Annotated in this window: 10 protein-coding genes; 8 read left to right on the top strand and 2 right to left on the bottom strand. The window is 40.0% G+C overall.

Annotated features, from left to right (window positions below):
- Positions 1 to 67: 67 nt before the first annotated feature.
- The gene (locus QVC79_RS02630) at positions 68 to 1,456 is read right to left on the bottom strand and encodes an MFS transporter (RefSeq protein ID WP_270595391.1); all 1,389 of its coding nucleotides are present in this window, start codon (positions 1,454 to 1,456) and stop codon (positions 68 to 70) included.
- A gap of 215 nt (positions 1,457 to 1,671) precedes the next feature.
- Positions 1,672 to 2,220: a cupin domain-containing protein gene (locus QVC79_RS02625; RefSeq protein WP_270595373.1), complete on the bottom strand. Its 549-nt coding sequence runs from the start codon at positions 2,218 to 2,220 to the stop codon at positions 1,672 to 1,674.
- Between the two features lie 156 nt (positions 2,221 to 2,376).
- Here QVC79_RS02625 and QVC79_RS02620 point away from each other — a divergent pair, with 156 nt between their 5' ends.
- The 8 genes from QVC79_RS02620 to QVC79_RS02585 all read left to right on the top strand — a co-directional run bounded on the left by QVC79_RS02620 (position 2,377) and on the right by QVC79_RS02585 (position 13,227).
- Entirely contained in the window at positions 2,377 to 2,901 is a 525-nt protein-coding gene (locus tag QVC79_RS02620) for a TlpA family protein disulfide reductase (RefSeq protein WP_270595372.1), read from the top strand.
- A gap of 59 nt (positions 2,902 to 2,960) precedes the next feature.
- On the top strand, positions 2,961 to 3,548 hold the full coding sequence (locus QVC79_RS02615) for an RNA polymerase sigma factor (RefSeq protein WP_270595371.1): 588 nt from the start codon (positions 2,961 to 2,963) through the stop codon (positions 3,546 to 3,548).
- 102 nt (positions 3,549 to 3,650) lie between these two features.
- Entirely contained in the window at positions 3,651 to 4,826 is a 1,176-nt protein-coding gene (locus tag QVC79_RS02610) for a FecR family protein (RefSeq protein ID WP_270595370.1), read from the top strand.
- Between the two features lie 68 nt (positions 4,827 to 4,894).
- Positions 4,895 to 8,257 (top strand): SusC/RagA family TonB-linked outer membrane protein, encoded by a 3,363-nt coding sequence (locus QVC79_RS02605; protein WP_270595369.1) that lies wholly within the window; start codon positions 4,895 to 4,897, stop codon positions 8,255 to 8,257.
- Positions 8,258 to 8,286: 29 nt separating this feature from the next.
- The gene (locus QVC79_RS02600) at positions 8,287 to 9,714 is read left to right on the top strand and encodes a RagB/SusD family nutrient uptake outer membrane protein (RefSeq protein WP_287642434.1); all 1,428 of its coding nucleotides are present in this window, start codon (positions 8,287 to 8,289) and stop codon (positions 9,712 to 9,714) included.
- A 26-nt stretch (positions 9,715 to 9,740) separates the two neighbouring features.
- Positions 9,741 to 10,448 (top strand): DUF4843 domain-containing protein, encoded by a 708-nt coding sequence (locus QVC79_RS02595; RefSeq protein WP_118260439.1) that lies wholly within the window; start codon positions 9,741 to 9,743, stop codon positions 10,446 to 10,448.
- 12 nt (positions 10,449 to 10,460) lie between these two features.
- On the top strand, positions 10,461 to 12,029 hold the full coding sequence (locus QVC79_RS02590; RefSeq protein WP_270595367.1) for a PKD-like family lipoprotein: 1,569 nt from the start codon (positions 10,461 to 10,463) through the stop codon (positions 12,027 to 12,029).
- Between the two features lies 1 nt (position 12,030).
- On the top strand, positions 12,031 to 13,227 hold the full coding sequence (locus tag QVC79_RS02585) for a thioredoxin fold domain-containing protein (protein WP_270595366.1): 1,197 nt from the start codon (positions 12,031 to 12,033) through the stop codon (positions 13,225 to 13,227).
- Positions 13,228 to 13,410 lie beyond the last annotated feature (183 nt).

The raw sequence follows: 13,410 nt of genomic DNA, 5'->3' as shown, positions 1-13,410 counted from the left end.
CCAAAGTAAGATAAGATAAAACGTCGATAGGAAAACTACCGACGCTTTACTATTTAATAAATGAATTTTATCGTGTTACTGCCGCTTTCTTCGCATCCAACCGACGTACCACTTTCCCGTAAATAATCAGGGCCACGGCTGACACCAAAGCAATTGCCGCAAAGTAGTACCAGATGTAATGCGCATTTGCAGAGGCAGCCATCCAATCGGCCTCGCTACTAAATAATTCACGGGCAGGGCAATATTTACTCAGCAAGAACCCGGACAACCCGAACCCGAAAATGGATGACAAAAAGGAGTGTAGATGACTAAAACCCAAATACATTCCTTCTTCTCCCTTCGGCGCTTGTAAAGAGAAATATTCCAAGAAACGAGGAGAAATAAACACTTCTGCCAATCCCTGGAACACGATCCCCACGATCATCATGAAGGCCACTGGATGCAATCCAAGAATCTCACCACCGCCCAACATATTCCCGGAAGCCATACACAAAGCCGAGATCGGCATGATGAACATACCACAAGTCATGGAGAACAAAGCTGACTTTTTACGCATCAGCGAAGTCACCAAATTTACCGTCAACACGACCACCAAAGGATTCACGTTAGCATACCAGCCGATGGCACTTGCCTCTCCCGCCAAGCGGGTCACGTATTTCGGCATCGTGGCATACAACTGATGCTGTACCATCCAGAACCCGGTAATAATCAAGATCAAAACAATCAACCGTCCGTTAGTACAAACTTTCACCAAAGCCGTCCATATCTGCCCGAAAGTCTTTCCTTCCCCGGCGTGTTTATCACTCTTGTAAAACAAATAAATTGCGATCAACGCAAGGAAAGTCATTCCTGCGGAGAAATAATTTAACACGATCATCCCCTCATGCCCCATGGCATCACGTAACGGGGTGACAAGAACCTTTCCGGAGAAAGCCCCGATATTCACCATCCCGTAAAAAATAGCAAACCCTCTTGCCCGATTTTTCTCGTCCGTCTCTTTGGCCACCGTACCGGAAATCACACTCTTGATGAATGATCCTCCCACAATAATCAGAATCATAATCGGAATAATCCCGTAGCGATAACCGCTTTCCTGCAATCCCGTAAACTTTGTCACGTAACCGTACTCTACCAATCCCGTCGAAGCCAGAAAATTCGGGAATAATCCCAATCCCAAATAACCTAACGACAATAAGGTAAACGCCAATAACATCGACTTACGAAAACCGATCTTATCGGCAAGCGCACCCGAAAATGTCGGCAATAAATACAAACAAGCGGAAAAAACTCCCGCAATAGTAGCCGCCTGAATATCCGTGAATCCTAAGACGTTACTCAAATATAACGTGATCACGACGAACACCCCGTAATAAGCGGCACGCTCTAACAATTCTACCGTGTTGGCAACCCAAAACGCTTTACTAAACTTTACTTTCTCTTTCTTTTCTGTTGTCACACTCATACTATTAATTTATTACTAACATTTACACACGCTGACAAAAATAATATTTTACAATTGAAAATGAAGAAAAGTTTAAAGTAATGTAGAATTTAGAGTTTAGAATGAAAAAGATTCTGTGATTGCCGATTCGATGATTGGGTGATTAAAATCACTTAATCGAAAATCATTAAATCACTTAATTGATAGGATCTAAAATCCAAAATCTAAAATTAATAAATCATTTGTTCATCCAGCTTTTCCCCTTTCAATGCGTCGTCCGAATACACGTGTAAACTGTGAGCCGTATCGCTTAAACAGGTAATCCGGTGAATATGATTGTTGAATTTACCGGCCTCACCGATAGCATATAACCCGTGAATATCGCTAATTGTCATCTCTTGAACCAGACGAATCCCTTCTTTAAAAGGTTCAAAAACCTCAATCAAGAACTCCCCATCGGCAAACGTGTAACCAGCAAACTGGGGATGAGCATGAATGGCCGTACGGTTTCCTTTCTTCCACGACATCACGATAGCCTCCCAACCGGATTCCGTATCCCGGCCGATATAATTCCGCGTGTAGGTCTCATCCGAAAAGCGATCAAAAGAATCTAACGGGTGATTTTGAATAAAATCCAGCACATACGACTTGATCTGTTCACCCACGCTCTCGCAAATAGGCCCGGAATGTACGATATTCAACAAACCATTTATAAAACTTTCATATCCGGCAACCATACACGGAGCCAAGTCAAAATCTTCTTGCAATATCTTATTCATACTATTCTTCTTTTTACCGCATACAAACATACACGATTTCCAAGCTCCTCGCTTGTGTATATATACTTACTTCACAAGGCAAAAAATACGTAATATTTTTATAATTCGATGTTATTCGCTAATTTCACGGTCTAATTGAAACAGAATTCGTAAAAAATGAAAACAATATTCGTCACGTTACTCGCATTTACATTACTTCTTCTTTCCTGTATTAAAGACGAAAAAGAAGATGTTATAAATTACATCGAAGAAAACGACAAATTACCGGAATTCACCGTGAAAAGCGCAACCGGAGAAGAACTTCATAGTGAAGATTTATCGGAAAACACAACCTTGTTGGTTTTCTTCGTTACCACCTGTGGCGATTGCAAGCGGGAACTCCCGAAGATTGACAGCGTGTGGAATGAACTGAAAGACCAGCCCACCTTCCGACTCGTCACCATCTCCCGCGGGGAAACAGCCGAAATCGTCAACACATTCTGGAAAGAACAAAACTTCACTATGCCGTTCTACCTTGACCCGGACAAAAAAGTCTTTTCCCTTTTTGCCAATAGCACCATTCCCCGTGTCTATCTCGTCAACCGGGAAAACATCGTGACATGGATGGCCGTAGAACAAATGAACCTGTCAACAGAACAACTCATTCAAAAAATAGAACAATTGATCAATAAGGTTTTGTAATTTTTCTCTTTCAACAAAATAAATTATTCCTATTTTTGTACAAAACACGGGGATATGATATGAGCGTCAGTGATGCACAAATAATAGCTTTATTACAAGCCGGGAAAAAACAAGGCATGAATACCTTATTTGAACGGTATTATAAACCTTTAGTCCTATTCGCCAATACTCTGCTTCACGATTTACCAGAAGCAGAGGACATTGTATTAGAACAATTCGTAAAGATATGGGAAAAGGAACTTTACAAACACATTCATCCCCATGCTCTTTCCACTTTTCTTTTCACTATTGTAAAAAACGCTTGCATAAACCAGATCGCTAAACAAGGATTATCCACAGAACAATTAGATTTACCTCATTATTCCATTGCCGAAGAAGAATCCAACCAACTAGACGAAACTGCCATCGAAACAGTCTTGACTGCTGTCCGGAAACTTCCTGAAAAAACACAACGTGTTGTTCAATTAGTCATGTGCCAAGGATGTACATACCAAGAAACGGCAAATAAATTAGAAGTCTCTATCAATACTGTAAAAACATTATTGAAAGCAGGAATGAAAGAATTACGATCTGAATTAAAAGGATATAAAAAAATATTCCTCCTTTTCATGTTATTTTCTCGAAAGTTTCAACAAAACGCCTTCTAATCATCTATTTATTAGACATATATTTTTTCTTTCATTTTTTTCAAAATTCATTCACCCGCCCACACCAGAAATCTGTTTAACTAATAAAAGTTACACGGAAAGATGGAAATAAGCGATAACATATTTCAAGCCATTCAAGCATGTTGGAGAGGAAAAGCCTCACGGGAACAAATAGAACTCGTTCAAAGCTGGTTAAACACAAGCGAAGAAAATAAAGAGCTATTCGAAAAATTAAGCCGGACCCATTACCAACTGACATACGCCCAAACATGGGAACAGATTGATTCCAAGAAAGGAAGAGAAAAATTAAACTCCCGACTAATAAGTAAAAAGAAATCTATTCATTGGAAATACTTCATATCAGGAGTTGCAGCAGCTTGTCTATTTCTTTTTGCCATAATAAAATTCATTTCTTATGAACCTCTTCCCGAGAAAACAACAATGGACCTAGCCCAAGTAAAAACCGGTAGTCCAAAAGCCACTCTTATCCTTAATGACGGGAAAAAAGTTCTATTACACACGAACAATAACTTCGAGCTAGAAACTAAACATACTATCATCAAAGACGAAGAATCTTCCGGATTAAAATATGAAATTACCGATTCTTTTGCGACACGGGAATTAGATGAAGATATGGAATTCAATACCCTTGTTGTTTCTCGTGGCGGAGAATATATTCTTACCTTATCTGATGGAACGAAAGTATGGTTAAATTCTGAAACAGAATTAAAATACCCCGTCCGATTCATGGGTAATACACGGGAAGTCCACGTGAAAGGGGAGGCTTATTTTGAAGTAAAAAAAGACTCCCTTCACCCTTTTATTGTACACACACCACACACGAACACAAAAGTACTCGGGACATCATTCAACATCAGTGCCTACGAGGACGAGGAGCTTACAGCCATAACCCTCGTTCAAGGAAAAGTCGAGGTTTACAACCAGAACGAGAAATGTATCTTAGAGCCAGGTTGGCAGGCTGTTTCCAACAATATTTCCGAAGAAATGAAAAAACAACAAGTAAATATTACCAGTTATGTATCTTGGAAAGAAGGGATGTTTGAGTTTTACGATATGCCGCTGGGACAGCTAATCGTTCAACTTAGTCGCTGGTACGATGTAGACTTCTTTTTCGTGAATGAAACGACACGTCAATTCAAATTTACAGGAGCCATAAAGCGAAGTAACACTCTAAAATTCATGCTTGAATTCATAGAGAAAACTTCAAATGTCTATTTTAAAGTAAACGGAAATGTAATTCAAGTATTTCAGAAATAAAAAGACCGTCAGGTGTTCGCACCACCTTTCGGTCCAAATCAAGTTTTATTAACTTAAAGTACAAATGTATGAAAAAAAATCCACTCACAGGGTTCGTTTTTATAAAAAATGAACGTTGGAAATTATTCTTAGCTATGCGACTGACAATTGTATTTTTATTTTGTTTCATGCTAGGAGGAAATGCTACAATAATGGCACAATACCGCCTAAACATGAAAATGGGAGAAACCACTTTCGAAGAGTTGTTTCAGGAGATCCGTAAACAAACCGGCTGTATCGTTATGTACAATAATGACATGTTGAACAAAAACGAAAAGGTCGATGCAAATTTTGGAAAAATCGAACTGGAAGAACTACTCGAAAAAATACTTTCAGACAAAGGCCTAACCTTCGAAATCAATCGGGAATTTGTGATTTTAATGAAGGCCCCTCAGAAAAGGGAAGAACAAAAAAAGGTTACTATAACCGGAATCGTGAAAGATAAGCAAGGTGAATCGCTGATTGGAGTAACCGTATTAGTCAAAGGAACATCTATCGGTGCTGTTACAGATAGTCTAGGAAGATATAAAATAACTTTACCTGAACAGCAAGATCTAGTGCTAATATTCTCGTTCATCGGAATGCAATCAAAAGAAGTGAAAATAAACAATCAAAAGGAAATAAACGTAACCCTAGAAGAAGACATAGAAACTTTGGAAGAAGTCGTAGTATCCACGGGATATTATAACCGTAAAAAAGAAAGTTACACGGGAGCCACAACCTCTTTTACCGGAGACAAATTACGCATGGTATCTTCCGGCAACGTTCTATCCACACTCTCCGTACTAGACCCGTCATTCAAACTACTGGATAATATTGAAATGGGTAGCGATCCGAACACTATTCCAGAATTTACAATCCGAGGTGGAGGAAGTCTGCAATCGGAATACGAAAATTCACCCAATATGCCAACATTCATCCTAGACGGATTCGAAGTCAATGCTGAAAAGATTTTCGACCTAGATCCCAACAGGGTAGCCTCAATCACCATATTAAAAGATGCCGCCGCAACAGCCATATACGGATCAAGGGCATCAAACGGGGTAGTCGTTGTTGAAACGGTAGAACCACAAGCTGGTAAATTGCGATTAAATTATACCTTTTCCGGAGATTTTTCGTTTGCAGATTTAAGTGTCTATGACCTAATGAATGCCACCGAGAAACTGGAATATGAACGTCTGGCAAAATTATACACTCACTCCAACATCGAAATGGGAGACAGATATACAGATCTTTACAATCAAAGATTAAAATGGGTACAAGAGGGTATTGATACAGACTGGCTCAGCAAACCAATAAAAGATCTGGGATTCGGGCACAAACATTTCTTATTAATAGAGGGTGGCGACTCGTCTATCCGTTACGCTCTTTCCGTAAATTACAACAAAACGGATGGAGTCATGAAAAAATCAGGAAGAAGGACCGTAGGAATTGGAAGTAAATTACAATACAACTATAAAAACTTGCGTTTCATCAATGACCTGACATATTCTAACGTGAAGGGTACAAACTCTCCTTACGGTTCATTCACGACCTACACTTATCAAAATCCTTATTTCCATCCGTATGATGAAAACGGGAATGTGAAACAATATCTCTACGAACCGACTCTTGACGGAGATGTACTCGTAACAAACCCGTTATACAATGCTGCCAAAAAAACTCGTAATGAATCCACGTATAGCGAATTTAACAACAATTTTTCGATAGAATGGAATATCATGGAGGGAATGACTTTACGCGGGAAATTCTCCTTGAACAGCAAACAAGAAAGTACCGACGATTTCAAACCGGCTACACACACGGATTTTGCAACGACACAATACAAAGGAAGCTACCAGAAAGGAGAACAAAAAACATTCACGTATGATGCAAACATTGTGTTCAACTATGCCCGCTCATTCATGAAACACAATATAAATTTAGCAGCAGTTTGGAATGTAAGAGAAAGTAACATCGATAGTTATTCTGTTACGGCGGTAAATTACCCCAATGAACAAATGGACCATTTTGGTATGGGAACAGCTTTCCAAGACGGAGCCAAACCTACAGGAGACTACGAGGTAAGTCGTTTAATGGGATTTGCCGGAAATGTCAATTACGGCTGGGATAATCGCTATCTATTAGACCTTTCCATCCGGACAGATGGCTCCTCTGTATACGGGGCAAATCAACGCTGGGGGACATTCGGTTCTATCGGAATTGCCTGGAATATACATCGTGAAAAATGGTTTGAAAACTCTCGTATAGTAAATAACTTAAAATTACGAGGGTCTATTGGAAGTACCGGAGGACAAAATTTTTATCCTTTCCAGTCCATCCGTATGTTCTCCTACAAAGACGATTTAGTGGACGGTATTACTTACAACGGTAGCATCGGCGCATTATTAAAAAGTTATGGAAACACTGATTTGAAATGGCAGAAAAACCTAAAACGTAACATAGGGCTAGACTTTGCCCTTTTCACAAGTCGCTTGTCCGGTTACGTGAATTTTTATAAAGAGGATTCCAAAGCCTTGCTAATCGATGTTCTATTAGCACCCTCAACAGGTTTTGATTCATACAAAGACAACCTCGGGGAAGTCGAAAACCAAGGAATTGAAACAAACATTCGGGGATCTGTAATCCGGGACACGGGCAAGGAACTACAATGGGATTTATTTGTCAGCCTGATGAGTAACCGGAATCGACTCCTAAAATTAAATGATGCTTTGGCTGCTTACAATCGTATGCAAGATGATAAGGTAAATAATGCCGATGATGACCAAAAAAGTAATCGCCCCGTGGTCCGCTATCAAAAAGGGAAATCCATCAATGCCATTTGGGCTAATGAATCATTAGGAATAGACCCGAATAGTGGACAGGAAATTTTCCTAGACCAACAAGGGAATAAAGTGGATAAATGGAGTACGGACAATTATAAGCCCTTGGGTTGTACAGATCCCGACGTGGAAGGAAGTTTCGGTACAATGTTCATGTACAAAGGATTCCAACTCAATGCCTTTTTCAAATATAGCATCGGGGGCGACATATATAACCAGACATTAGTTGACAAGGTTGAAAACGTCAACCCCAAAAATAACGCTGATCGTAGAGTCTTATATGATCGTTGGAAAGAAGCAGGAGATATCGCCCGTTTTAAAGCGATCGACAACACGGAAACCACGATGCCGACCTCACGTTTTATAGAGAAAGAAAACTACGTACAACTTTCTTCTTTAAGTGTCTCGTATCGTTTCCCGGTAGAAAAATTACGCCGTCTCGGAATGGAATCATTGAAAGTAACGGCCATCGGTAATGATATATTCCGAGCATCGACAGTGAAAATGGAACGAGGAACAGTTTATCCTTTCGCTCGTACCTACACACTCTCCTTGCAGGTTACTTTTTAAACAATGTAATAAATAAAGATACCAAAGTTATGAAAAATATGAAAATCATAATTATCGCCCTTCTCACTTGTTTAACTATGAGTTCATGCGAGAAATGGTTCGATGTATCCCCAAAATCAGACGTGAAGTCGGATGACCTGTTCAAAGATGAAAATGGCTTTTGGGATGTATTGACCGGGGTTTATTCGATCATGGTTACCCCATCGGCTTACGGTAGGGAACTGTCCTTTGGGTACTTGGATGTAATGGCTCAATATTACGATAAAATCACGAGTCAGACACATAACTATTATAAAACAAAAGGATATGATTATACGGATACACAAGAAGAAACTCGTCTAAAATCTATTTGGAAAGGACATTACAAAGCCATTGTCAACTTAAACGTACTATTGGAATACGCTGATAAAAACAAAAACGTATTTGCTTCCGAGCAACACTATCGAGTCGTAAAAGGAGAAGCATTCGGATTGCGTGCATTTCTACATTTCGACTTGTTACGCCTATTCGGCCCCTCGCCTGCCGACGGGTTGGAACAACAAGCTATACCTTACGCAGACACTTACACGAACGTGGCTCAAGCCGCCCTTCCTCTCGGCTCTTTTGTAAATCGGGTCACACAAGATCTGGATTCTGCCCGAATCATGTTAGCTAATTCCGATTGGTTCGGACCGGCATATCAACAACTCTACGAAAAACGTGATTCCACACAAAAAGAACGTCACAGCCGCATGAATTACTTCACGGTAGCAGCATTACAAGCCAGAGCGTACAATTACATAGGAGACAAAGAAAACGCCTTGAAAGCAGTTCATGAAATCATAAATGAAAATACGAAAGAACCTATGGCTCCACTAAGCCTGACAACTTCTGCCAGTGAAAACGACCGATTATTTAAAAATGAAATCCTGTTCCAGTTGAATATTGAAAAACTAGAGGATGACATCTCTTCATATTTCGGAGAAAATGCAATTGCTTACGGGGTTAGTTCAAGTGCCACTGCATTATGTTTCACTGCCACGAAAGTCTCAAACCTGTACCAAGCTGTTTCGGCCGGAGATGATGACTATCGCCTGAAATTATGGTTCCAACCTACTGATGTCAGCTCATCTTGGATGCCGGCTAAATATAAAAATGCGAAATATATTCCTATCGTAAGATTATCCGAAGTATATTTAATTGCAGCAGAATGTGCCTCCGGAAACAATGGCCTAGCATATCTAAATAAAATCCGAGCACACCGGGGATTAGTAGCTTTAGAAAACATTACGGACCTAGATGCTGAAATTGCCAAAGAGTACCAAAAAGAATTTATTGCTGAAGGACAAATGTTCTTTTATTACAAACGAATGAACCTAGGGCGCATCGGGGTTTTCAGCAACGTGAACCTGACAGATAAAAATAAAGTGTATCAGCTTCCCGTTCCTACCGACGAATTGGACTACGGGAACATGTAATCAAAATAACTTTTAAATGAAAAGCTATGATAAGAAATATAATACTGATATATATATTCACGATCCTTTGTATCGGGTGTCACGAAAATGATCGTTTGATATACACGACAAAACCTTCGGTATTTTTCCCTGACTACGTAACAGGCAAGGATAGCGTGACATATTCATTCCGCATGACGAAAGAGGACAGAGATACCATTTATTTAACAGCTAAACTGGTCGGAAAAAGCTTTGAAACCCGAACCCCGATAGGCTTAAAAATAGACAAAGACCAAACGACTGCCCAAGAAGGAATCTACTACGAAATGGAAGATTCTTACTGGTTTGAACCGGGTAAAGGAGAAATAGAAATACCTATCTACCTGATACAGGGAGGAACAGACATAGATGATGATATATTAACCATAGCACTTCAACTTATCCCGACAGAGGATATTGATGTCGCTTACGAGGATAAATCCCGCGTGTACGTGAGGATCACCAACAAACTTGTAAAACCCAGTTATTGGGAAGATTTGTTAATCATTTACTTTGGTGAATACTCCCAAGTGAAACACGAGAAATGTATCGAGGTAATGGGACACGACTTTCCACTCACGATGGCTGAAATTGCCACATTCCCGGGCAGCTACAGTTATTTTATGACACAAGGAAGAACAGTCTGTTACTATTACGCCACTCACAATGAAGTGGACGAAAACGGGAAAAAAATAGAAGTGTGGGACCCATTTTAATCAAGAATGAACATGAAACGAAATTTACTTATATGGTTTACAATCCTATCTTCTCTTATAGGATGTGTGGATGACAAAAGCAATACTCGAATAGAAGAATTAAACGAAGTTACAATAGGAGCATTACAGGAAAAATATAGTGCGAAACTGGGAAGTTATCTACAAATTCCTCTTCCAATCACAACACGCACCGGTGATGAATCTCAATTAAGTTATGCATGGTATACCTACACTCCTACCACGAGAACACAGGCAGACACGCTAGGTAAAACCAAAGACTTGAATGCCTTCATGGATCCGAAAATTCTGACCCCTGGCGAGGATTATTCCCTAGTCGTAAAGATTACAGATCTATCAACCGGGGTTTATTACCGGAAAAAAATGAAACTAGAAGTACTCTCAGATTTCACGAAAGGAACTCTTCTACTATGTAAAGAAAACGAAAGTTACGCGCTCCATTTTATGGTAGACGATGCTGAGAAAACATTTGTAAAAAACATTTTCGAAGCAGCTAACGGAACAAAATTAGAAAATCCGGTACGAGTTTATGCCTTAAATCCCAATAAATACCAACCACAAATGAAAGAGGTTTTGGTGTTATGCGAAAATGAAACGGGCGGTTATTTTCTCAATCCGGTTTCTATGAAAAGTAATCGAACTGTTGAAAGCGCAATAACTTTCAGTCCCGAAACCGGAATCTATTCACCCCAATTACACGTGGAGAGCAGTTCGAGAAGTGTTGACTATTTAATCATCAGCGATCAAGTCTTCAAACGGGGAACAAACATGGGTGCAATGACTTGGGATGCACCAATGGTTGTAGTCGAAGGTTCGACAGAATACAAAATCGGAACCGGAATGGTTCAATCGTCGAGTGGACCCGCTTTCTATGACGAATTAAACGGACGTATTCTCGTGCATAATAACTCAGCATGGAACAAAGCTCCTTTAAAGCAACTAAAAACAGAAACGGGCGATCTGAACTATTTCGATTGCAATAATATGGGAACGAACATGGAGTATTTGGCGGGAGGACTACTTTCCGCAAATAACGAATGTTGGATGTTACTACGTCACAAAGAAAATCAGCAAAATTATCTATTCAAAATAAAGATCACGTCTGATAACCGGGGAACTAGCCTCGCCAAAATAGCCATAACCCCGGAAGTTGCACCTCATCTTCAGGAAGCAACTCATTTCGCTTCGCTTGAAGGAATGAAAGACCTTCTTTTTTATTCGACAGGAAACAGCGTATACGCTATCGCTTTAAGTAATTTACGAGAAGACGTAACCAATAATCTGGAAGCACAGATTATAAACGGACTAGAAGATGATTTCTCCATCACCGGAATGAAATTAAGTGACATCCTCGTCCCCGATCCAACGCCTGAAAATCCGCTCGCAACCAAAACAACACAACAAATCCGCCTGTATATCCAAGATCAAAAAATATCAGGCAACCAAAAAGGTGGAGTTGCTTATTATGAATTAGGAACCGTTGGAGGAATCCATGCAGATCCGGTATATCGACTATCCGGATTCTGTGATCAAGTAATTGATGTAGAAGAAAAGTACGAATAACATGAAACAAATTATATTATTAATAATGATCTCATTCTCTGTGCAGCTTGCCTCTGCACAGGGGATCATATTCAGTTCCGGTGATTTTGATGATATTGTAAAACAAGCGAAAGAACAAAAAAAAGGTATCTTCGTGGATGTTTACACCTCCTGGTGTGGACCATGTAAAATGATGGCCAAAAATGTCTTCACAAACACCAAAGTGGGAGAATACTACAATACTTCTTTCATTTGTATAAAATTAGATGCAGAAAAGCAACGAGAACACGGTTTTTTCGCAAAATATAAGGCTGGAGGTTACCCTTCTTTTTTCTGGTTAGATGAAAACGGAGACTTACTGGATTTACACGTGGGTTACCTAGAAGCTGAAACATTTATAAAGAAGGGGGAAGAAGCAAAAGAATCGGATTTCCCCAAACAATTAGCTGCCATGAAAGAACGGTGGGACAAAGGGGAACGCTCCATTGAACTCGTCCGTTCTTATGTCTTCCAAAACCTAAGCAAAATCGATCCGGATCAAGCCGAAACCTGTCTAAGGGATTACTTATCCGGACTCTCTCCTGAAGAATTACTCTCGCAAGATGCCTATTCGGTATTGAGGTCCTTTATGCGTTCACCTGACAAGACCATCCGGGAGCAACTCATTCGACATGCTGACGTGTATAAAAAATACGATGATAATTTTTGGATCAATCTCTATCGGGCAATTGTTCGTGTCGGAAGTATCATACATAACGAGAAACTGGAAGAGTACAAACAATACATTACCGAACTAAAAGAAATAGACGTCCCTTTGTCTACCATGTATTGCAACATCTTGGCAATCGAGGAACAGCTCTTTAACCATGAATTCGGAAAAGCAATTCCCGCTATCATACCATTAGTACAAGAATGTGGGGACGAACACCGCTACCTGTATAGTCAGCTTTTTTACACGATGATTATTGCCGATTATTTTCGGAATGCGCCTGTCGTGGATAAAGAAGTTGAAGAGGTGATACGGATTGCCGACCTTGCAATGAAAGCACAGCCTTGTCAAGAGAATTTACTATATCTGGCTGCAGCCCATGCCAAACGAGAGGATTTCAAGCAAGCTTATGCCGTACTGGCAAGTATGCCCATGTTTGAAAAACCCATGTTATCATTGGCCTTATATCGTTACCTAAACTTACCTTTCGTAGGACAAACATATCGATAAAAGAAAGGGCTGTCCCAAAAGCCATTTTATTTCAAGAACTCCTCCGTCACTTCGTGCCACCTTCTCTATAAACAGAGGAGGTGCTGGTGACTCTTCCCGAAGACAGAGAGTATTTCAACTCTCCCTCTGTTTATAGAGGGAGTACGGCGAAGCCGGGAGGGAGTTTGAGAAATGACTTTTGGG

The sequence above is a fragment of the Butyricimonas sp. genome, assembly GCF_019423355.1.
Lineage (GTDB): Bacteria > Bacteroidota > Bacteroidia > Bacteroidales > Marinifilaceae > Butyricimonas > Butyricimonas faecihominis.
Note: the sequence above shows the minus strand (reverse complement) of the source record. Positions and strands in the feature narration are given on the sequence as shown.

Bases quoted from the DNA above. Each gene is read 5' to 3' on its own strand.
- QVC79_RS02605 (WP_270595369.1), top strand. From the start codon at position 4,895: ATGAAAAAAAATCCACTCACAGGGTTCGTTTTTATAAAAAATGAACGT.
- QVC79_RS02620 (WP_270595372.1), top strand. From the start codon at position 2,377: ATGAAAACAATATTCGTCACGTTACTCGCATTTACATTACTTCTTCTT.
- QVC79_RS02595 (WP_118260439.1), top strand. From the start codon at position 9,741: ATGATAAGAAATATAATACTGATATATATATTCACGATCCTTTGTATC.
- QVC79_RS02610 (WP_270595370.1), top strand. From the start codon at position 3,651: ATGGAAATAAGCGATAACATATTTCAAGCCATTCAAGCATGTTGGAGA.
- QVC79_RS02615 (WP_270595371.1), top strand. From the start codon at position 2,961: ATGAGCGTCAGTGATGCACAAATAATAGCTTTATTACAAGCCGGGAAA.
- QVC79_RS02600 (WP_287642434.1), top strand. From the start codon at position 8,287: ATGAAAAATATGAAAATCATAATTATCGCCCTTCTCACTTGTTTAACT.
- QVC79_RS02590 (WP_270595367.1), top strand. From the start codon at position 10,461: ATGAAACGAAATTTACTTATATGGTTTACAATCCTATCTTCTCTTATA.
- QVC79_RS02585 (WP_270595366.1), top strand. From the start codon at position 12,031: ATGAAACAAATTATATTATTAATAATGATCTCATTCTCTGTGCAGCTT.
- QVC79_RS02625 (WP_270595373.1), bottom strand. From the start codon at position 2,220: ATGAATAAGATATTGCAAGAAGATTTTGACTTGGCTCCGTGTATGGTT.